This is a genomic window from Actinoplanes sp. GCM10030250 (assembly GCF_042666575.1).
Taxonomy (GTDB): Bacteria; Actinomycetota; Actinomycetes; order Mycobacteriales; family Micromonosporaceae; genus Actinoplanes.
Window position 1 is genome coordinate 427,603 of record NZ_JBHTDO010000003.1, and the last position, 21,314, is coordinate 448,916.

The 21,314-nt window shown below is 69.5% G+C and carries 16 protein-coding genes; 6 read left to right on the forward strand and 10 right to left on the reverse strand.

All coding sequences use genetic code 11. The features are described 5' to 3' along the window. Positions 1–45: 45 nt before the first annotated feature. Entirely contained in the window at positions 46–1,413 is a 1,368-nt protein-coding gene (locus tag ACFQV6_RS07620) for a hypothetical protein (protein WP_378026622.1), read from the reverse strand. Between the two features lie 306 nt (positions 1,414–1,719). Between ACFQV6_RS07620 and ACFQV6_RS07625 the strand changes: the two genes are divergently transcribed. Then, complete coding sequence (locus ACFQV6_RS07625; RefSeq protein ID WP_378026623.1) at positions 1,720–3,228, forward strand: serine hydrolase domain-containing protein; 1,509 nt, start codon at positions 1,720–1,722, stop codon at positions 3,226–3,228. A gap of 142 nt (positions 3,229–3,370) precedes the next feature. Here the strand turns inward: ACFQV6_RS07625 and ACFQV6_RS07630 are convergent, their stop codons facing one another. Both ACFQV6_RS07630 and ACFQV6_RS07635 read right to left on the reverse strand, forming a co-directional pair. After that, a complete protein-coding gene (locus ACFQV6_RS07630) occupies positions 3,371–3,667 on the reverse strand; it encodes a hypothetical protein (RefSeq protein ID WP_378026624.1) in 297 nt (98 codons plus the stop codon). 455 nt (positions 3,668–4,122) lie between these two features. Further along, positions 4,123–4,923 (reverse strand): isocitrate lyase/phosphoenolpyruvate mutase family protein, encoded by an 801-nt coding sequence (locus tag ACFQV6_RS07635; RefSeq protein WP_378026625.1) that lies wholly within the window; start codon positions 4,921–4,923, stop codon positions 4,123–4,125. A 151-nt stretch (positions 4,924–5,074) separates the two neighbouring features. Between ACFQV6_RS07635 and ACFQV6_RS07640 the strand changes: the two genes are divergently transcribed. Further along, positions 5,075–5,905 (forward strand): rhamnogalacturonan acetylesterase, encoded by an 831-nt coding sequence (locus tag ACFQV6_RS07640; RefSeq protein WP_378026626.1) that lies wholly within the window; start codon positions 5,075–5,077, stop codon positions 5,903–5,905. A gap of 44 nt (positions 5,906–5,949) precedes the next feature. Here the strand turns inward: ACFQV6_RS07640 and ACFQV6_RS07645 are convergent, their stop codons facing one another. Next, entirely contained in the window at positions 5,950–6,795 is an 846-nt protein-coding gene (locus ACFQV6_RS07645) for a LacI family DNA-binding transcriptional regulator (RefSeq protein ID WP_378026627.1), read from the reverse strand. A gap of 1 nt (position 6,796) precedes the next feature. Further along, the gene (locus ACFQV6_RS07650) at positions 6,797–9,250 is read right to left on the reverse strand and encodes a glycoside hydrolase family 2 protein (RefSeq protein WP_378026628.1); all 2,454 of its coding nucleotides are present in this window, start codon (positions 9,248–9,250) and stop codon (positions 6,797–6,799) included. Between the two features lie 107 nt (positions 9,251–9,357). Between ACFQV6_RS07650 and ACFQV6_RS07655 the strand changes: the two genes are divergently transcribed. The 3 genes from ACFQV6_RS07655 (at position 9,358) to ACFQV6_RS07665 (ending at position 14,024) form a co-directional block, all read left to right on the forward strand. Further along, the gene (locus tag ACFQV6_RS07655; RefSeq protein ID WP_378026629.1) at positions 9,358–11,541 is read left to right on the forward strand and encodes an alpha-galactosidase; all 2,184 of its coding nucleotides are present in this window, start codon (positions 9,358–9,360) and stop codon (positions 11,539–11,541) included. Beyond that, positions 11,538–12,827 carry an ROK family protein gene (locus tag ACFQV6_RS07660; protein ID WP_378026630.1) on the forward strand — a complete coding sequence of 430 codons (1,290 nt, stop codon included), beginning with the start codon at positions 11,538–11,540 and terminating at the stop codon, positions 12,825–12,827. Before ACFQV6_RS07655 ends, ACFQV6_RS07660 begins: the two co-directional genes overlap by 4 nt. A gap of 660 nt (positions 12,828–13,487) precedes the next feature. Next, positions 13,488–14,024 (forward strand): hypothetical protein, encoded by a 537-nt coding sequence (locus ACFQV6_RS07665; protein ID WP_378026631.1) that lies wholly within the window; start codon positions 13,488–13,490, stop codon positions 14,022–14,024. Positions 14,025–14,063: 39 nt separating this feature from the next. On the opposite strand, the gene ACFQV6_RS07670 is transcribed toward ACFQV6_RS07665, so the two are convergent. Genes ACFQV6_RS07670 through ACFQV6_RS07690 form a run of 5 tightly spaced genes read right to left on the reverse strand, consistent with a single transcriptional unit; the run spans position 14,064 to position 19,417 of the window. Then, positions 14,064–14,873, reverse strand: coding sequence for an ABC transporter ATP-binding protein (locus tag ACFQV6_RS07670; protein ID WP_378026632.1), 810 nt, complete (start codon positions 14,871–14,873; stop codon positions 14,064–14,066). A 31-nt stretch (positions 14,874–14,904) separates the two neighbouring features. Then, a complete protein-coding gene (locus ACFQV6_RS07675) occupies positions 14,905–15,780 on the reverse strand; it encodes an ABC transporter ATP-binding protein (RefSeq protein ID WP_378026633.1) in 876 nt (291 codons plus the stop codon). Then, positions 15,777–16,718, reverse strand: a complete 942-nt coding sequence (locus tag ACFQV6_RS07680; RefSeq protein ID WP_378026634.1) for an ABC transporter permease — start codon at positions 16,716–16,718, stop codon at positions 15,777–15,779. The genes ACFQV6_RS07675 and ACFQV6_RS07680 overlap by 4 nt, the downstream gene beginning before the upstream one ends. After that, the gene (locus tag ACFQV6_RS07685; protein ID WP_378026635.1) at positions 16,715–17,701 is read right to left on the reverse strand and encodes an ABC transporter permease; all 987 of its coding nucleotides are present in this window, start codon (positions 17,699–17,701) and stop codon (positions 16,715–16,717) included. Before ACFQV6_RS07685 ends, ACFQV6_RS07680 begins: the two co-directional genes overlap by 4 nt. A gap of 12 nt (positions 17,702–17,713) precedes the next feature. Further along, positions 17,714–19,417, reverse strand: coding sequence for an ABC transporter substrate-binding protein (locus tag ACFQV6_RS07690; protein ID WP_378026636.1), 1,704 nt, complete (start codon positions 19,415–19,417; stop codon positions 17,714–17,716). A gap of 420 nt (positions 19,418–19,837) precedes the next feature. Between ACFQV6_RS07690 and ACFQV6_RS07695 the strand changes: the two genes are divergently transcribed. Continuing rightward, complete coding sequence (locus tag ACFQV6_RS07695; protein WP_378026637.1) at positions 19,838–21,220, forward strand: cellulase family glycosylhydrolase; 1,383 nt, start codon at positions 19,838–19,840, stop codon at positions 21,218–21,220. Positions 21,221–21,314: the final 94 nt, after the last annotated feature.

The window sequence follows — 21,314 nt, forward strand, 5'->3', positions numbered from 1 at the left end:
ATTTCTCCGTCGCCCCGGCACGGGCCGGCTCTCGGACAGCGTCGATCAGCCGGTCAGTTCCACGACGACCGGTGTGGCCGCTCCCCGACCGGACCGTACCTCCGCCGCCGGGTCGCCGTCCGCGTTATCCCCTGTTTGCGTGGGCTCCTCCTCCTCCTTCGTTGTCTGCTTGGGCGCCTCGCTCGGCAGGACCAGCCGTAGCGCGGCCAGGCTGTGGTTCTGGCGGGCCCGGGTCAGCCGGTCAAGGAACGTCTCGGTCATACCCGTGGTGCCGGCCCGGTTCGACACGATCTCCCGATCGCCGAGTCCCGCCTCGTCCCGCATCCGCTGCGGCTTGAACAGGAACTTCTTGCTCAGCATCAGGTGCGCGCCGGACACCCGGGCGTGCATGGCGAGCAACCGGTACCAGTCGAGCAGCGCCGGGTGGTGTGCGACCAGCCGGCGCAGGTCGCCGTCGTCGGACAGGCGCAGCTCCTGCTCACTGGAGCCGATCTCGTCCAGCAGCCGCTGCGGCAGGGTGGGACCGTCCATCAGCTCGCTCAGCACGGCACGCTCGTGGTCCAGCATCGCCGGGAAGAGCCGCCTCGCCAGGTGGTCGTAGTGGTCGACGGCGAGGCCGAGAAGGAAGTCGCGCTTGAGCGCCTCCGGATCGAGGGCGCCGCTGGGCGGGATGTCGTCGACCGTCCAGTGCGCGGCGAACTGCCGGAACACGTCCATGAAGTGCTCGGGCGGCATGGCCTGGTCCGGCGGCAGGGCGGCGAAGTCGAGGAACAGCTGCCTCAGCCTCGCCAGGAGAGCGGTCGCCGTGCGTACCCGATGGCGGGCGTCCGCACAGATCAGGCTCGCCCGGTCCCGGGTCAGCGGGCCGAGCAGCTCGTTGACCGCGAGCTCCACCGCCTCGCCCTGCTTGACCAGCAGGAAGAAGCTCTCCTCGCCCCCGCTGCCGGTGTAGCTGCGGATCCGCCCGTCGTCGAAGACGCCGGGTATCTCGGCCACCGTCTCGCCACCCAGCCCGACCCGGACCGTACCGACGTTCCAGCGCACCAGCGACGCGTAGCTGTCCCGGGTGTAGTGCCCGGTCCCGGTGTGCACGGCCAGCGCGGCGAAGTACGCCCGGAACGGTATCTGCGCACCGCCCACGGTGAGCGGGCCGAACGCGAACTCGGGATGCTCCTTGCCGCCCGGAGTGTGCTCCTGGTAGTGGCGGGCGACCGAGGCGCCGACGAAGCCGGTCAGCACCACAAGCTGCTGTGCCTGCACCGGGGTGAGCTGAGCGACGTCCGGCAGACCGCTCAGCACGTGCTCCCGCAGCTCGTCGAGGAGCAGGGCCGGTGGGGCGTTTTCGCGCAGGATCGCCTGGTTGAGTCGGGGCAGTTCGGTAAGCACCCATTCGCCGAGCTGTTCCGGAACCATCCGGTCCATCACCTCCGGGAGTTCTTACCGGTCCCCTTCGGCCGGCGTACCGCTACTGCTGAGAGGCCCGAATCGCGCCCTGCGCACGTTCGGCGGTTCGGTCCGTAAGGCCCCGCGGAGGCTTCGTGGAGGCCGACTCATGACAAACGGCATCTGGGCGGACAGTGACGGCGGTTTATACAGTGGCTGCGGCTGCGCCACCACCGAGGCGCATGAGACAGGGGGTAACCGATGTCCGAGCCGATTTCCCGTCGCGCGCTGTTGCTGGCCTCCGCAGGCGGTGCGGTCGCGCCCGCGTTAGGTGCTGTGAGTTCGTCCTCAGGGTCGCCGGCTGTTGCCGCCGGGTCCCGGCTGCCGGCTGCGGTCCGTAAGCTGGACGAGAAGATCCAGCAGGCGATGGCGGCCTACTACGTTCCCGGCGTCGCCTACGGGCTGCGTTACCGTGGTGTCGACTACGTTCGCGGCTTCGGTGTGACAAGCCTCGACGACCCGCAACCGGTCGACGGCGACACTGTCTTCCGCGTCGCTTCCACCACAAAACCATTCACCGGTACGGCGATCATGCGCCTGGTCGAGCGCGGCCGGCTCGACCTCGACCGGACCGTCCGCAGCTATCTGCCCGACTTCCGGGTCGCCGACCCGGTCGCCTCCGCGCGGGTCACCCTGCGCCAGCTGCTGAACCACACCGCCGGCTGGCTCGGTGACTACTTCCTCGACACCGGCACCGACGAGGGCGCCCTCGCGCGTTACGTGGCGGGGATGTCGGAGTTGCCGCAGCTCACGCCGCCCGGCAAGGTCTACGCGTACAACAACGCGGCCATCTCGCTGGCCGGCCGGGTGATCGAGGTGGTCACCGGCGTGCCGTACGAGCGGGCCATCCGTGACCTGGTCACCGGGCCGCTGGGGCTGAGGCACAGCGCCTACTTCCTCGACGAGCTCCCGGGAGTGCGCTGGGCCGTACCCCATCTTCCGAACGAGGCACAGACCGAGATCGTGCCGGTACCGGAGGCCTGGGCCATGCCCCGCGGCATCAACCCGGCCGGCGGCCTCATCTCCAGCGCCCGCGACCAGCTGCGCTGGGCGCGTTTCCACCTCGGCGACGGCCGCGTGCCGGGCAGCGGCCGGCGGCTGCTCAGCCCGCGCTCGATGCACGCCATGCAGTCGAACCCCGGGCCGGGCGGCACGCTCTTCGTGGAGCTCGACGGGTTCGGCGTCACCTGGATGCTGCGCCCCACCGCCGAGGGCCCGAAGGTGATCCAGCACGGTGGTGACTGGGCGGGACAGCACTCCGGCTTCCTCATGGTTCCGCGCAAGGACTTCGCGCTGACCGTGCTGACCAACTCGGAAACCGGCCCGGTGCTGCTCGACGACCTGTTCGCCGGCGACCGGGCGATCAGCCTCTTCACCGGGCTGCACAACCTGCCGGCGGTGCCGCGCTCGCTCAGCGACCGGGAGCTCGCGCCCTACCTCGGCTTCTACTTCGGCGAGCAGATCGGCTTCGACGGGGTTCACAGCAGTGTCGAGCTGGAGATGGTCGCCGACGCCGGGCAGCTCGTCCTGCGCTATCAGGGCGAGGATTACCTTCGACTGGCCTTCTACCGCAAGGACTACACGCTGGTCTTCGCCCCCGACGGCACGGTCACCAACAACCGCTTCAACTTCGTCCGCGACCCGGACGGCTCGGTCGGCTGGCTCCGATTCGGCGGCCGCCTCTACCGCCGCAACGACAACCCGACCCAGCCGACGGCGTCCCTGCGTTCCCAGGCGCCTTCCGCTCTGCCGATTCCCGCTCTGCCGCGCCCGCTGCTGAGCTGACCCTTCTTCCCGGCACCAGGTCGGCGGGTGGTTCTTCACCCACCCGCCGGCCTGGTCGCGCTTGTCGCCGGTCTTTCGATTCGCCTGGTCCTTCTGTCCGGCCGGGTCCTTCCGGACCGCGCGTCCATCCAGTTCGCGGTTGTCAGGCCGGGGCGTCGTCGGCGCGCAGGCGGCGCTCGATGCGGCGCTGTTCGAGCCGGCGCCACCGGTCGTAGACCTGGGCGGCGGCTTCCTGCGGATCGGTGGCCCGCCCGGCCTGCCACTGCCTCGGCAGGAACGATTCAGCACCCAGCCACAGCAAATCACTCATCGGCACGGTCCCACCATTGAGTCGCATCAGCTCGGCGGCCACCTCCGCGGCATGGTCACTGCGCCGCCAAATCTCGACCGTCGAGTTACCGTGAGCCAACTCGTCGTGGTCCTCCGGGTGCAGTTCCATGGGTACCCTCCGCAGTGGTTCCGCCAACCCGAAATCCCCTGGTCAACGGGCCGAAGCCGTAACCTTGGTGCGCGCACCCGCCGCTGTCAAGGTCACTTCACGAAGATCACGGCCAGACTGCGCACCCACCCGCTCCCCACCGCCCTTCCCCGCACCCCTCACGCCCAGCCGAGCCGACCGGCTGGCGCTCAGCGGTGCCTCACGGGCCGAAACACACCCCTCACGCCCAGCCGAGCGGGCCGGCTGGCGCTCAGCGGTGCCTTGCGGCCTGAAAAGCACCGCTCACGCCCAGCTGGGTGGGTCGGCTGGCGCTCAGGGGGGCCTTGCGGGCTGGAAAGCACCCCTCACGCCCAGCTGAGTGGGGTGGCTGGCGCTCAGGGGGGCCTTGCGGGCTGGAAAACACCTCTCACGCCCAGCTGAGTGGGGTGGCTGGCGCTCAGGGGTGGGGGGACAGGCTAGGGGTGGGGGGTGAAGGCGGCGGTGGCTTGGGCGGGGGTTAGGGAGCGGGAGCGGAAGGTGGTGGTGCCGGAGTTGAGGAGTTCGAGGGCGGCTTCGCGGGCGGCTCCGTAGGCGGCCCAGGCCAGGGCGCCGCCGGTGGAGATGCGGCGGACGCCGAGGTCGGTGAGGGTGGCGACGGTGGGGGCGCCGGATACCGCGAGTACGTTGACCGGGGCCTTGACGGAGGTGACCAGGCGGGCGATGTCGTCGGGGGTGCGCAGGCCGGGTGCGTAGAGGACGTCGGCGCCGGCGTCGTGGTAGGCGGTCAGGCGGGCGATGGTGTCGTCGAGGTCGTTGTGGCCGTACAGGTGGTTCTCGGCGCGGGCGGTGAGCACGATGCCGTGGCGGGCGCAGGCTTCGGCGGCGGCGGCGACCCGTTCGGTGCCGGCGGCGAGGGTTTCGATGGCGTCGGTGGCCGGGTCGTAGTCCTCGATCGAGATGCCGGAGGCGCCGGCCTCGGCGAGCAGTTCCACGGTTTCGCCGATGCCGACGACCGTGTCGGCGAAGAGCCGTTCGGCGTCCACGTTGACCGGGACGCGGACGGCGGCGGTGAGCGCTGCGACGTGCGCGACGAGTTCGTCGCGGGTGACCTGCTGGTCGAGCTTGCCGAGGGCGGCGGCGAGGCCGGACGAGGTGGTGGCGAGCGCGACGAATCCCAGGGACTCGAACAGCCGGGCGGAGCCGACGTCCCAGGGGTTCGGCAGCAGGAAGGTGCCGGACTCGTGCAGGGCGCGGAAGCGGTCGCGGAGCGGGGTCATACGTCCACCCTGGCACATCGCAGGGTCGGCACGCCGAATCCCGCCCACCGGAGATGGGACGCCTGAGGGCCCGTCCGCCCGTACAGTAAAATCCTCCTGCCTGCCGGAAAGCGCTTGCCTGAATTGATGTGCGCTGATTTGATGTCTAGGCATGAGACTGGACCGGAGAGTGTTGCTGCGCGGGGTCATCGGCGGAGCGATCGCAGGGGCGAGCGGAATGGCCACACCGGCGGCGGCGGGCAAGGGCAGGCGGCGCACCGTGTTCGTGGCGGGGGACTCCACGGCGGCGACGTATGCGGCGGCCGAGAGCCCGCGAGCGGGCTGGGGCCAGGCGCTGCCGGTCTTCCTCAAGCCGGATATCGACGTGGTGAACGCCGCCCTCTCCGGCGCGAGCTCGAAGAGCTTCGCGGACCTGGGCCGGCTCGACCAGATCCTGGCGGCGATCCGCCCCGGCGACGTGCTGCTGATCTCTTTCGGGCACAACGACGCCAAGATCGAGGACCCGGCGCGGTACACCGAGCCGTGGACGACGTTCCACGACCACCTGCGCCTCTACGTCGACGGGGCGCGGGCGGCGCACGCCCACCCGATCCTGGTCACTCCGGTGGAGCGGCGGCGGTTCACGGCGGACGGCGTGGCGTATCAGTCGCACGGCGAATACCCGGCCGCTATGCGGGCGCTGGCGGCGGAATCCCGTACGAAATTGGTGGATTTGACGGCCTTGTCTTTTGCCTTGTGGGGAGAGCTGGGGCCGGAGGCAACAAAGGACCACTTCCTCTGGCTGGACGCCGGCGAGTCGGCGAACTACCCGGCCGGGGTCTCGGACAACACCCACTTCCAGGCGCACGGCGCGATCGAGGTGGCCCGGCTGGTGGTGCGGGCCGGTCGCACGATTCCGGGCCGCGACATCGCAGCCCTGCACCGGCAGTCAATTCCGGACAACACGCTGATCTGGCCGCCGACGCGACCGGCCGAAAGCTAGAGGGGATGGCCGACGCGACCGGCCGAAAGCTAGAGGGACGAAGGCTAGGAAACCGGCACCGGCCCGGTGCTCTCCCGGCGCAGGACGCGGATCGGCGGCCCGGGGTGGTCGGCCGCCGGCGCACCGTCCAGCGCCGCCAGGACCGCGCGGGCCAGCGTGAGGCCGTGGTCGTGCACGTCGATGCTGAGGGCGGAGAGCGGCGGCACGGCCAGCTCGCAGAGCGGCGAGTCGTCGTAGACGAGCAGGCTGACCCGCTCCGGTACGGGCACTCCCGCGCGGATCAGCTCCTGCTCGGCGGCGACGGCCATGACGTCGTTGTCGAACACCACGGCGGTCGGCACCGGCTCGGCGGACAGCAGTTCGAGCACACCGCGTACGCCTGCCTCTGCTCCGTAGTCACCCTCCACGATGTGTACGCGCACACCGTGCCGCCCCGCCGCCGTGTGCATGGCTGCCGAGCGCTCCGCGGTGTGCACCAGGTCGGCGGGCCCGCTGACCCGGCCGATCACCCGGTGCCCGAGCGACGCCAGCATCTCGATCGCGGTGGTCATCGCTCCGGCGTCGTCGGTGACCACACGGGGGAACCCGGGTGCCTCGGCCCGGCCGGCGAGCACCGCGGGCAGGCCGAGCTCGGCGAGCTTCGACGGCCGCACGTCATCGTGCACCAGGTTGACCACCACAACGGCCCGGACCGTGTGGTCGCCGGCCCAGCGCCGGTAGGTGGCGAGCTCCGCCTCCAGATCGGGCACCACCAGCAGCAGGACGGTGGCCCCGTGCGGGGCGAGCGCCTCCTCCATACCGCCGATGAGCTCCATGAAGAACGGCTCGACGCCGACCCGGGCGGCGCTCCCGGTGAGCACCAGACCGATCAGGCCGCCGGGTTCGGTCACGTCAGCCGACCTTGGCCGGGATGGTCAGCGAGTTCGCCGAGCGGAGCACCTCGGGTGCGGAGAACTCCTCACCGTCGACGATGGCGCCGGTGGTGACGGTGAACGTGTGGGTCTCCCCCGGCAGCAGGTCGATCAGCATGTCGTCGACGACGGCGTCGGGGGCGACCCGGTCGGCGAGCACGGCGACGTCCCGGGCGAACGATGCGGCGGTCACGGTCACCGAGTATCCGCCCTCCACGGAGACCGTGTGTGCCCGTACCGCGGCGGGGTCGTAGCGCAGGTCGAAGTCCTCGGCGAACAGCCGGGTGGCACGCTGTCCGTCCGCGTCGGCGACAAGCACCTCCCGGTCCGGTTCGAGGGTGGCCAGCAGCTCCGGGTCGAGCGGGAGCAGGGTCACCGAACGGGCCGGGACGTCGAGGCCGGCGTCGGCGGTGGCCAGGTCCGCGCCGTCGAACTTCAGGCGGCGGAGCCGGACCCCGGTACGCCACGGGGTGTCGCTGTCGTTGATCGCGGCGAGCACGGTGGCGCCGTCGCGCTCCTGGAAGGCGAGCGACCGCGGGGCGTAGGCGCGGCGCAGCGCGTACCAGGCGGGCTTGAGCCGCCCGGCGCCGTCGACCACCGACCACGAGGTGACCGGCCAGCAGTCGTTGAGCTGCCACAGGATGCTGCCCATCGTGCGGGGGGCACAACTCCGCAAATGATTGATCGCGTACGACGTCGCGCGCGCCTGATTCAACTGGGTCGCCCAGTGCCAGGCGGCGAAGTCCTCGGGCACCGTCAGGTGATGGGCGACGCCCCGGTCCAGCTTGCCGTTGCCGTCCTCGGCCTTCTGGTGCAGCAGGAACGCGTCCGACTCCTTGTGCAGGTCGTCGGGCGCGATGGTGGCGACGAGCGTCGACCACGCCGGGGGCGCCTGCCAGCCGAACTCCGAGCAGAACCGCGGTACGAAGTTGTCGTGGTAGGTGTAGTCCTCCCGGTTCCACGCCTCCCACTCGTGCCGGGTGCCGTACCGGTCGTCGTTGGGGTGCACGTCCTCGGGGTCGTGGCCGGGGCTGGACGGGCTGCCCGGGTGGTAGGGGCGGGTCGGGTCGAGCTCGGCGAGCAGGGCCGGGAAGTCCTCGTAGTAGTACCGGGCGCCCCAGGTGGCGCCGTTGAGCTGCTCCTTCCAGCGCCAGTCCTCGTGGCCCCAGATGTTCTCGTTGCCGCCGTTCCAGAGGATCAGCGACGGGTGCGGTGCGAGGCGGGTGATGTTCTCCCGCGCCTCGGCGAGGATCTCCGAGCGCATCGGCTCCTCCTCGGCGTACGCGCCGCAGGAGAGCGGGAAGTCCTGCCAGACCAGGACGCCACGTTCGTCGCAGACGTCGTAGAAGTCGCCGGACTCCCAGATGCCGCCGCCCCAGATGCGCAGCAGGTTGGCGTTGGCGGCGACGGCGCGGTCGACGGCCGCCTCGAGACGTTCCCGGGTGATGCGGGTGAGCAGGTGGTCCTCGGGGATCCAGTTGAGCCCGAGGACGAAGATCTCCTGGTCGTTGACGACGAGGGTGAATCTGCTGCCGATCTCGTCGGGGCTCTCGTCGAGGCGGACGTCGCGGAAGCCGACCCGGGTGTGGTGCTCGTCCAGGACCTCGCCCGTTTCATCGGTGACCGTGACGGTGACGGGTACCAGGGGCTGGTCGCCGTAGCCGGCCGGCCACCAGGTGGGCGCGTCGGGGATGTCCAGCTCCACGGTGGTGTGGTCGGTTCCGGCAGGCAGGGCGACCCGGGCGCGGTGCTCCCCGGCCACCACCTCGACGTGCAGGCCGGCGTTGCCGGTGCGTTCCACCGAGACCGGCACCGTGAGGCGGGTGCGGGTGGCCAGCGGCCGGACCGAGGCCAGCCGGGCGACCTTCCAGCGCTCCAGGCGCACGCCCTTCCAGATGCCGGCGGTCTGCAGGTCGGGACCCCAGTCCCAGCCGAACGAGCAGGCCATCTTGCGGATCGCGTTGAACGGGTGCGGGTACGGGCGGGGGCGGCTGCCGGCCTGCCGCTCGAACTCCTCGGCGTGTTCGAGGGCCGAGTCGAAGCGGACGGTGAGCGGGATCGCGCCCTCACGGAGCAGGTGCCGTACGTCGAACCGGTACCCGCGGTGCATGTTGGCGGTGCGGCCCAGCACGACGCCGTCCAGCTCGATCGCGGCGACCGTGTCCAGACCGTCGAAGACCAGGTCGACACGCTCATCGGGCTCGGCCGGAGCGGCTCGCAGAACGGTGTCGTAGCGCCACGCGGACCGGTGGAACCAGGCAAGATCCTTCTCGTTGGTGCCGAGGTAAGGATCCGGGATCAGACCGGCCGCGAGCAGGTCGGTGTGCACGGTACCGGGGACGGTGGCGGGCAACGCGGACGCGGCGATCTCCGGTGGGACCTCGCCGCCGGCGGCCCGGACGGTCCAGCCCACGTGAAGGTCGGTCTTGAGCATGTCGGAGTGCTCCCTGTCATGTCAGAAAAGGGTTGCCGCCGCGCCGGGGCTCCCACATTCTTAAGCTACTGAACGAAGTCCGTCAACGCTGGTGAACCGGAGGGCCGATGCGGCCGAGCAGCGACACCGACAGCGCCGATCTGGTACATCTGAGCGCCGCCGGAGTGAGCCTGGTGCTCGACTGCCGGGGCACCGCACTGCCCTCGATCGTGCACTGGGGAGACGCTCTCGGCGACCTGAGCCAGGAACAGCTCGCGAGCCTGGCACTGGCTGCCGCGCCGCAGCCGATCGGGTTCTCCGCCGACACCCCGGTCCGTGTCTCGATCCTGCCCGAGCAGTCGGCCGGATGGCTCGGGCATCCCGGGCTGGCCGGGCACCGGGAAGGGCGGTCGTGGTCCAGCAAGTTCGAGATGGTTGCGGTTCGGCGGGACGCTTTTACCGTACGCATAACTGCTTTTGATCAGACCGCGGAACTGGCTCTCGACCTCGAGATCGCGTTGCACCCGGCCGGGGTGCTGCGTGCCCGGGCCACGCTGACCAGCACGGCGCCCGGCACCTATTGGCTCGAGCATCTGATGCTGTTCCTGCCGGTACCCGCGGAAACCACCGAACTGCTCGATTTCACCGGGCATCACCTGCGGGAACGGTCACCGCAGCGGACCGCCTTCACACACGGAATGCGGGTACGCGAGAACCGGACCGGGCGCACCGGATACGACTCCGCCTATGTGCTGTGCGCGGGGACCTCGGGATTCGCCAATCGCCAGGGGCGGGTCTGGGGTGTGCACACGGCGTTCTCCGGTGGGGCGCGAACGGTTGCCGAGCGCAATTATCACGGGCATTCGGCACTCGGCGGCGGCGAGTTGCTGCTGCCGGGTGAGGTGGGGCTCGGCGAGGGTGAGTCCTATACGACGCCGTGGCTCTACGGGGTTTTCGGCGGCGAGGGATTGGATGCGGTGTCCGACCGGTTCCACCGTTTCCTGCGGTCGCGGCCCCAGCATCCGGCGACGCCCCGGCCCGTGGTGGTGAACACCTGGGAGGCCGTCTACTTCGACCACGATCTCGGGCGGCTGACCGAATTGGCTCAGGCAGCCGCTGAGGTCGGGGCGGAGCGGTTCGTGCTTGACGACGGGTGGTTCTCCTCGCGGCGTGACGACACGTCGGGGCTCGGGGACTGGGTGGTCTCGCCACAGGTGTGGCCGGACGGGCTCGGGCCGCTGATCAAGGTTGTCCGGGAGCTCGGCATGGAGTTCGGGCTGTGGGTGGAGCCGGAGATGATCAATCCGGACTCGGACGTGGCGCGGGCGCACCCGGACTGGATGATGGCCGCCGGTGATCGGCTGCCGCCGCCGGCCCGGTCGCAGCAGGTGCTCGACCTGGGCAACCCGTCGGCGTTCGCTTATGTGCGGGAGCAGCTCGACGCGCTGCTGACCGAATATGACATCTCGTACCTGAAGTGGGACCACAACCGGGACCTGGTCGACGCCGGTCATCCGGGTAGCGGGCGGGCCGGGGTGCACGATCAGACGCGGGCCGTGTATCGGCTGCTGGACGAGCTGCGGGCGGCCCATCCGGGGGTGGAGATCGAGTCGTGTTCGTCCGGGGGCGGGCGGGTCGACCTGGAGATCCTGGAGCGGACGGACCGGATCTGGGCGTCGGACTGCATCGACGCGCATGAGCGGGTGGCCATCCAGCGGTGGACGTCGCTGCTCGTACCTCTCGAATTGATCGGCTCGCACGTGGGGTCGTCCCGGTCGCACACCACTCACCGTGTGCTGCCGCTCGCCATGCAGGCCGGGGTTGCGATCTTCGGGCACCTGGGCATCGAGGCTGATCTGACGGCCCTTTCGGCTTCTGACCGTGCTGCGCTCGCTTCGTGGGTCGCCCTCTACAAGGAGGTGCGTGGCCTTCTGCACACCGGCACGCTGGTGCATGCGGACGTAGCCGATTCCGCCTACTCGGTCACCGGAGTGGTCGGTGAGAATGATGCCCTTTTTGCTCTCATTACTACTGCTACCAGCGAGGCATATCCGCCCGGAACGGTAGCCCTGCCCGGACTCGACCCCGGACGCGTCTATCACGTCCGGCCCCAACCGCCCGGTGACGTTCCCGACGGTAACGCCGCAGCGTGGGGCGCTGCGTTACCCTGGTGCACGCCGCAGGGCGTCCACCTCACCGGGCGCGTCCTCGGCACCTCCGGGCTGCGGCTTCCGGTGATGTATCCCGATCGCGTCATGCTCGTGCGCGCCACGGCCGTCGACGACCAGGCTGTCAGGGTGGTGGCGAGTTGAGAGAAACGGTCGGTGACGCCGCGCCGGTCGGCCGACCAGGACGCGGACGCCGCCCCGGGGCCCGCGAGAGCATCCTTGACGCCATCCGCGCCTCCGAGCCGTTGAGCCGGGTCGAACTCGCCGCCATGACCGGGTTGACGGAGGCGGCAGTTTCGATGACCGTACGGCGTCTGCTCGAAGAGGGCCTGGTCGTCGAGACCGGCCGGACGCCGACCGGCGGGAAGCCTCGTACGCTGCTGCGCCTGGATCCGGCCGCTCGTATCGCTGTCGGGGTCTACCTCGATCGTGACGTCACGACCTATGTGCTGACCGGTCAGACCGGTGGTGTCATTTCGCGGCTCGCTCGCCCGGTCCCCGCCATCTCCTCCCCCGCCGTTTCATCCCCCACCGTCTCCTCCTCCGCCGTCTCTTCGCCTACCGTCTCTTCCTCCTCCTCCCCCGCCGGCGGCCTTCTTCCGCATCTGACCGCTGACATCGACACTCTTCTGACCGGTTCCGGCGTCGATCCGGCCCGGTGCCTGGGTATCGGCGTGGTCTGGCCCGGCCTGCGCAGCGGTGTCGAGGACGCGCCACCGCACCTGCGCGGCTGGGACGGTGACGAACTCGGCCGTCAGCTCGCAGCCGCCACCGGCCGTCCGGTCCTGGTCGAGAACGACGCCACAGCTGCCGCGATCGGCGAGTACTGGGTTGCCCGCGTCGGTCCCGAGCAGGCGTTCGCCGCTCTCTACATGGGCAGCGGCATCGGCGCCGGCATCGTCGTCGAGGGCCGGGCCATGCGCGGGGGACACGGTGCGGCAGGCGAGTTCGGCCACGTCTGCGTCCAGGTCGACGGCCCCGAATGCTGGTGCGGGAGCCGGGGATGCCTGGAGGTCCTCGCCGGGCCGCGCACCGTGGTCCTCGCCGCACGCGCCAACCCGGCAGCCGCCGCCGAAGCCGGCCTCGACCCCACCACCGCCCGCGGCGTCACCGCCGACTTCGCCGCGATAGCCCGCGCCGCCCGCGCCGGCGCACCCGAATGCCTGGCCCTGCTGTCCGATTCCGCACGCTACGTAGCCGCCGCTGCCGAGTCGGTGGTGAACCTCCTCGACATCGACCTGGTCGTCCTCACCGGCCCCGGATTCGCCGCGGCGTCCTTCGTCTACGGCCCCGCGATCATGCGCCGGGTAGCCGTCGCGGACAACCGCACCTGGCGTCGCTCGGTCACCGTGACAGTCTCGCTGGCCGCGGCGACGGCCTCCGCGACGGGCGCTGCCGCCCTGGTCCTGCAGTCCCATCTGCGCAGCTGACGCTACCCACCCAGCAACACCCGCACCCCGCAACGCTCACGCCCAGCCGGGATCCCGGCTGGCGCCCAGCGGCGCCTCCGGCGCCGAAACACACCCCCCACGCCCAGCCGGCCACCCCGGCTGGCGCCCAGCGACGCCTCCAGCGCCGAAACACACCCCCCCCCGCCCAGCCGGCCACCCCGGCTGGCGCCCAGCGACGCCTCCGGCGCCGAAACACACCCCCCCGCCCAGCCGGCCGCCCCGGCTGGCGCTCAGCGGCGTCTCCGGGATCCGACGGCGGGCGGGTTGGGGTGGTAGGCGCACACGTTGGGGTTGCGTGCGAGCTGGCTGCGCCTCTGACGTGCGTGGACGCGCACGGACGGCTTGCGTGTGCGCCTACTCACTCACGCTGGACGCGAATGTGCGTGCGCACGCATATTTGCGGCACGGGGACGGCAGCACGGGGCGGCGGTGGGACGGGGCGCGCTGGCCGCGCGGGTGCCCGGCGGCGCGGGTGGCGGTGCCGCGCGGGTGGCAGGGCCGCGCGGGTGGCGGGGTGGGGCGGGGGTGTGTGGGCGGGCGAGTGGCGGGTGGTGGGTTCGGGGACTGCGGGGGTGGGGTGGGGAATTTAGGATCGGTGATGTGACGGGGATGGGTGGTAGAGAGCGGCCCAGTGGGCTGGTGATCGGATCGTTGATTGCGATCTCGTTCGGCACGGTGTTTGTGATGGTGAACAGCGGAGGGCTGGCGGAGCCGTGGCCTGTGATCGTTCGGGTGGTGGCGGGACTGGTTGCGGTCGGGTTGGTGGTGGCGCTGTTTCGAACGCCGGCTGAGGTGCGGGGGGCGGTGCCGGCGCGTGGGGGGTTCAAGGATCGGCGGTACTGGCTGGTGGTGCTGGTTGAGGTGGTCGCGCTGTTCGGAGGGTTGGCCCTGATCAACCAGGTGCTGGGGTGGCCGGAGGCTTCGGTGGCGTGGGTGACGCTGGTCGTGGGGGTGCATTTCTTCGGGTTGGCGTGGGCTTGGGGGATGCCGATGTATCACTGGCTGGGTGCGGTGATGACTGCGCTCGGGGTCAGTGGGTTTGTGGTGTTCGCGCTCGGGGGTTCTGAGGCGACGGTGGGGCTGGTCGCTGGGGTGGGGTCGGGCTTCGCGTTGTACGGGGCGGTGGTGGCGGCTCTGCTCGACGTCCGGCGGGCGCGAAGCGAAGTGACTGTCTGAGCTGAGAGAACTGACGGCCGCCCGGGAAAGAGGGCGGGGTCAGCCCTGGGAGCCGCGTAGTTGGCCGAGGCGGCGTTCGGGGTTGGGGGCGGCCTCGGCGAGGGTTTTGGTGTAGTCGTGTTGCGGGTTCAGGATCACCTCGTCGGAGGGGCCGCGTTCGACTATGGCGCCCTTGTACATGACCAGGATCTCGTCGGAGAAGTGGCGGGCGGTGGCCAGGTCGTGGGTGATGTAGAGGACGCCGAGATCTTCCTCGCGCTGCAGGGTGGCCAGGAGGTTCAGCACGCCCAGGCGGATCGAGACGTCCAGCATGGAGACCGGCTCGTCGGCGATCAGGACGCCGGGTTCGGGGGCCAGGGCGCGGGCGATGGCGACGCGCTGGCGCTGGCCGCCGGAGAGTTCGTGGGGGCGGCGCTGAGCTACGGTCTCGGCGGGGGTCAGGCGGACGCGTTCCAGCAGGTGGAGGACGCGGCGGTGGACCTCGGCGTCGGTCATTCCCGGGTGGTGGAGGCGGATCGGGCGTTCCAGGTGGTGGGCGACGCTGTGGAACGGGTTGAGTGAGGCGAACGGGTCCTGGAAGACCATCTGGACGGTCCGGCGATAGGTGGTCAGGCCGCGGCGGGTCACCGGATTGCCGTCGAGCAGGATGTCGCCGGAGGTGGGGCGTTCGAGCTGGAGCAGGAGCTTGGCGATGGTGGATTTGCCGCTGCCGCTCTGGCCGACGAGAGCCACCGTCTTCCCGTGATCCAGTGCGAAGCTCACGTCGTCGACCGCGCGCAGTTTCGCCGTACGCAAGCCGGAGCGCAACCGGTAGTCCTTGACCAGCCCGCGCACTTCCAGCGTGGTCATGAGGCGTCCCCGAACAGAATGGTCATGGTGGTCATGAGGCGTCCTCGAAGGAGTCCAGGGCGAGCAGCCGGTCGTCGAGCGCGCCGCGCACGAACGAGCCGCGGTCGCCGGTGAGGCTGGGGAACGATGCCAGCAACTGGCGGGTGTATTCGTGTTTCGGGGCGGTGTAGAGCGTGAGGGCGTCGTCCAGTTCGACGATCGCGCCGTGGCGCATCACCGCGATCCGGTCGCTGATCTCCAGCAGCAGCGGCAGGTCGTGGGTGATGAAGATGACCGCGAAGCCGAGTTCGTCGCGCAGCCGGGTGATCTCCCGGAGGATCTCGCGCTGCACCACCACGTCGAGCGCGGTGGTCGGCTCATCCATGATCATGATCTGGGGTTCGAGGGCCATCGCCATCGCGATCATCACGCGCTGCCGCATGCCGCCGGACAGCTCATGAGGGTACGAGTTGAGCCGAGCCCGGTCCACGCCGACGCGTTCGAGCAGGTCACCGCACCGGGTGCGGCGCTCGCGGCGGGAGAGTTCGGGCCGGTGGGTGAGATAGATGTCCTCGAACTGATCACGGATGGAGATCACCGGGTTGAGCGAGTTCATCGCACCCTGGAAGACCATCGAGATCTTGTCCCAGCGAGCCGCCCGCAGGTCCTCCGGGCTCAGCTCACCCCAGTCGATGTCGTAACCCTCACGGGAGTGGAACACCGCATGACCGGAGGTGATCAGCGCGGGGGGTTTCAGCAACCTGACGATCCCGTACGCGAGAGTGCTCTTGCCGCACCCGCTCTCCCCCGCGAGACCCAGCACCTCGCCGCGCTTGAGCTCGAAGGAGACGTCGCGCACCGCGTGCACCACCGGGTCGACGAGGTAGTCGACGCTGAACTCGGAGACGGTCAGCACGGGATGGCTCACAGCGTGGACTCCTTGGCCTTGCGCAGCTGCTCGCGTGACATCCGCCAGCCCCGGCGGGCGCCCCGCGTCTGGTTGCGCAGCTTCGGGTTGATGATCTCGTCGATCGAGAAGTTGATCAGGGAGAGGGCGGCGCCGAACAGGGCCAGCATCAGGCCCGGCGGCACGAACCACCACCACGCGCCGAGCCGCAGGGCCAGGCCGTTCTGCGCGTAGTAGAGCATGGTTCCCCAGGTGAACGACCCGCTCGCGCCGAGGCCCAGGTACGACAACCCGGCCTCACCGAGGATCGCGAAGATGACCGCGAAGACCACCTGGGTGGCCAGCAGCGGGATCAGGTTGGGCAGGATCTCGACGAGTAGGATTCGCCAGCGCTTCTCCCCCGCGACCCGGCAGGCGAGCACGTAGTCACGGTTGCGCAGGCTCAGCGTGGTGCCGCGCAGCACCCGGGCGGACCCGGCCCAGCTGGTGATGGCCAGCACCACCGAGACCAGCAGCAGGCTCTTGTCCGGCACGTACGCGGAGATCACGATCACCACGGGCAGACCGGGAATGACCAGCATGATGTTGGTGAACAGCGAGAAGAGCTCGTCCAGCCAGCCGCCGGCGTACGCGCCGACGATGCCGAAGAAGCCGGACAGGATCAGGGTCAGCACGCCGACGACGGCTCCGACGATCAGCGAGCCCCGGGTGGCGTACGCGAGCTGGGCGAGAACGTCCTGCCCCGTCTGGGTGGTGCCGAGCAGGTGCTCGGCGCTCGGCCCGCTCAGGCCGATGTCGCTGACGCGCGAGGGGTCCTGCACGAGCAGCGGGCCGACCAGCCCGAACGTGACGATCAGCCCGCCGATGATCAGGCCGGACGCCAGTTTGGCTGTCATCGGCGGCAGGGTGACCCGGCGGCGAACGACCGGTGCGGTCATCGCAACGACGTCAGCGGTCATGAACGGCTCCTCGTTCGTGGGTCGATGACCGAGTACAGGAGGTCGACCAGGAGGTTCGCGCCCAGTACCGCCAGCGTGATGATCAGGAAGATGCCCTGCATGAGGGCGTAGTCGTTGCCGCCGACGGCCTGCAGCAGTGCCGAGCCGATGCCGGGGTAGGAGAACACCGCCTCGGTGACGATCGAGCCGGCGACCACGAAGCCGAGCGAGATGGCGAACCCGGAGATCGACGGGAGGACGGCGTTGCGTGCCGCGTACCGGCGCATGATCCGGCCGGGGCGCAGCCCTTTCGCCTCCGCGGTGACCATGTAGTCGTCGGAGAGCGTGGAGACCATCATGTTGCGCATGCCGAGCATCCAGCCGCCGACCGACGAGATGATGATGGTCAGCGCCGGCAGGGTGCCGTAGTAGATCACCGAGCCGATGAAGGCGGCGGTCCAGCCGGGGGTGACGTTGTAGACGTCGTACCCGCCGTTGAGCGGGAACAGCGGCCAGACGCTGCCGAACAGGAAGAGCAGGATCAGGGCCAGCCAGAAGTACGGCACCGACTGGAACATCGTGGTGACCGGGATCAGGCTGTCCAGCCAGGAGCCCCGTTTCCAGCCGGCGAGGGTACCGAGACCCACGCCGGCCAGGAACGAGATGATCGTGGACAGCCCGATCAGGCCGATGGTCCAGGGCAGTGTCTGCCCGATGATGTCGCCGACCGAGGCCGGGAAGAACGTCACCGAGACACCCAGGTCTCCACTGGCCAGGCTGGACAGATAGTCCTTGTACTGGTCCCAGAGGGGCTGGCTGGTGCCGGTGCCGAGGAGCGCCTCGATCGATGCCCGGGTCTCCGGGCTGACCGGCCCCTTCTGGCCGAGTTTCGAGATCATGATCTCGACCGGGTCGCCGGGCATGAGCCGCGGGATGAAGAAGTTGACCGTCAGCGCGGCCCACAGGGCGACCAGGTAGAACCCGGCCTTCCGGAGCAGGTACACGGATGCTTCGCCTTACTTCGCCGGCTTGAGGTTGGCCAGGACGATGCCGTTGTCCCACTGTTTCCAGGACGCGGGCAGCGCGTACTTGTTGTCGTTCGTCGGCCAGCCGGTGGCGTTGGCGGTGTTGAACTCGGTGAGCATCGAGTTCAGGTAGATCGGGATGTACGGCAGGTCGTTCACGATCTCCTTCTGGATGATCGCGTACTGGGCCTTCTGCGCCGCCTCGTCGTTGGTCGCCGACGCCGCGTCGATCGCCTTGTCCACCGCCGGGTTGCTGTACCGGGAGTAGTTGCCGCTGGTGCCGGCCGCCTCACCGACCTTGGCGGTGGTCTTGGTGACGTACTTCAGGCTGTAGGTCGCGTACGGGTTCGTCGACGCGCCGAGGCCGATCGAGTCCAGCGAGAGCTGGTACTTGCCCTGCACCTGGTTGTTGTTCCACTCGTTCCAGGCGAGCTGGGTCGGCTTGAGCTCGATGCCGGCCTCCTTGAGCTGCTGCGCCATCGCGTCGTTGAGCGAGATGTAGTCGCTCCAGCCGGTGACCGTCTGGATGGTGAGCGAGAGCTTCTCGCCGCCCTTGGCCCGGATGCCGTCGCTGCCCTTGGCCCAGCCGGCCGCGTCCAGGAGCTGGTTGGCCTTGGCCACGTCCGCGGTGCCGGGGATGGTGGCGTGCGCCGGGTCGGCGATCCACTTCTTGTCACGCTCCGGCGGGAGCATGGTCGGCGACGCGGAGGCGGCGAACCCGCCACCGGCCAGCTTGTTGAGCTGATCGCGGTTGAGCGCGTGGTAGATGGCCTGCCGCACGGCCGGGTCGGTCTGCGGGCCGGTGCAGCCGAGGGCGGCGTTGGCGCAGGTGAAGATCGACGTGGTCATGGCGGGGGTGTTGACGTACGTCAGGTTCTTGTTGCCGGCGATCAGCTGGTCGAGACCGGGCAGGAAGGAGCTCATCCAGTCCACCTGGCCGGCGACCAGCGCGGCGCTCGCGGCGTCGGCGGTGGCCAGCGAGATGTACCGGACGTTCTGGACCTGCGGCTTGTCCGGCTGCCAGTAGCTCGCGTTCTTCTCCATCAGGTAGCTCTGCGCGGTGAACTGCTTCAGCTTGTACGGGCCCGTACCGACCGGGTTCTGGTTGATGGTCTTCGCCGGATCGTCGACCTTGCTCCAGATGTGCTCCGGGATGATCGGAGTGTTGCCGACGATGGCTGCCTCCTCGGTGTACGAGGTGGCGGGGAACGTCAGGACCACGGTCTTGTCGTCGGTGGCCGTGGCCGAGGTCAGCTTGAGACCGGTCGCGTTGATCGACTTGGTACGCCGGATCAGGTCGAATGTGAACGCCACGTCCTTGGCGGTGAACGGCTGGCCGTCGCTCCACTTCACGCCCTCACGGGTGGTGATCGTGAGCTGCTTGCCGTCCGGGCTCCACGAGTGGGCGGTGGCGAGCATCGGCGCCGGCTCCGCCTCGGTGGCGAAGTTGTAGTAGTAGAGCGGCTCGAAGATGAGCCCGTTCGTCGGCTGGAGGAACGTCGGCGAGAACGGGTTCCAGTTCTCCACGATGGTGCCTGTCGCACCGTTGAAGACGGTCACCGTGCTCGCCGCGGTGCCGGACTTGTTGCCGTCGCCGGAGGAGTCGGAACAGCCGGTCAGCGCGAGCGCCACCGCGGCCGTTGCCGCGACGGCCACGCCGGCCCGGCGGCCGCGGCGGGTGAAGAGGTCATACATCAGCGAATCCCTCGTTCGTCAACGCCGCCTCGACGACGGCGGGAGTGGAGCGCGGTCAAGTTCCGGGCCATTATTAAGTCGCTTAAGTTTGGTCTGTCAAGTGCGGGTTTCCGGTCGTCGCTCAGTACGTCACTTCATGAACATGGAGATCTCTCGATGCCGCATGGATCGACGCCGGTCACGGTGAGAGCCCGGGAACCTGGGCACCGGGCGAGCGAGGCGCCGGCCTTCGTACCCGCCCAGCCCTTGACCCCCTTAGTTAAGCCGATTTAGATTCTCTGAACCGGCCCGCTGCGAACCATTGACAATCATGAAAACTTCAGCGCATCGTGGGAGCGCTCCCAATACACCCCGTCCCCCGGGAGCACCCACGACCGTCCGCCACCGCTCCCACGGATCACGGCGGACAGGGAGGAACCCATGAAATCGAAATGGTGGGGCGGCCTCGTGGCCGTACTGACCGCCGCCGTCACGGTGTTCGTCGTGGCCCAGCCCGCCCAGGCCGCCGCAGGTTTCACCGTCTCCGGCACCCGGATCCTGGACGCCAACGGCAACACGTTCGTGATGCGCGGCGTCAACCACGCGCATACCTGGTACCAGGACCGCACCCCGCAGGCTCTCGCCGACATCAAGGCACTCGGCGCCAACACCGTCCGGATCGTGCTCGGCAGCGGGCAGCGCTGGGGCCCGGACAACGCCGCCAACGTGTCGACCGTGATCAGCCAGTGCAAGGCGAACCGGCTGATCTGCGTGCTCGAGGTGCACGACACCACCGGTTACGGCGAGCAGGCCGGCGCGGCCACCCTGGCCCAGGCTGTCGACTACTGGATCTCGGTGAAGAGCGCGCTCGCCGGCCAGGAGAACTTCGTCATCCTCAACATCGGCAACGAGCCCTACGGCAACGGCGCCACCGCCGCCAACTGGGCCGCCGACACCAAGGCCGCGATCACCCGCCTGCGCTCGAACGGCTTCCAGCACCAGATCATGGTGGACGCCCCGAACTGGGGCCAGGACTGGCAGTTCTACATGCGCGACAACGCCGCCTCGGTCTTCGCCGCCGACCCGCAGAAGAACACCGTCTTCTCGATCCACATGTACGGCGTCTTCGACACCGCCGCCGAGATCACTGATTACCTCGGCCGGTTCCAGACGGCGAACCTGCCGATCGTGGTCGGAGAGTTCGGCTTCGACCACTCCGACGGCAACCCCGACGAGGACACCATCCTCGCCACCGCCCAGTCCCGCGGCATCGGCTACCTCGGCTGGTCCTGGTCCGGCAACGGCGGCGGCGTCGAATACCTCGACCTCGTCACCAACTTCAACGCGGCGGCACTGACCACCTGGGGCCAGCGCCTCTTCAACGGCGCCAACGGCATCAAGGCCACGTCGCGGGAGGCCACCGTCTTCGGCGGCACGTCCTCACCGTCTCCGAGCAACCCGTCGTCTCCGTCACCCAGCGTATCCGTGTCACCGTCACCGAGCACGTCGCCCAGTAACCCCACCGGCGGCTGCACCGCGACCTATGCGGTCACCAACTCCTGGCCCGGCGGTTTCCAGGGCACCGTGACGGTCAAGGCGGGCGCCGCGATCAACGGCTGGACCGTCAACTGGACCTGGCCCAACGGCCAGGCGCTGACCAACACCTGGAACGCGACAGTGACCAGTTCGGGCGCCGCTGTGACCGCACGCAACGCGGGCTACAACGGCAAGCTGGCTGCGGGCGGCGAGGCGAGCTTCGGCTTCACCGCCACCGGGGGCACGACCAACAACTCCCCGTCACCGGTAACCTGCGCCGCAAGCTGAGAGTAACTATCGCCGGTGCCGCGGAGGAGCCTCTCCGCGGCACCGGCTCTTTCATGCATTCGTACGACCGGAACAGAGCTCTCGAGAGACCTCC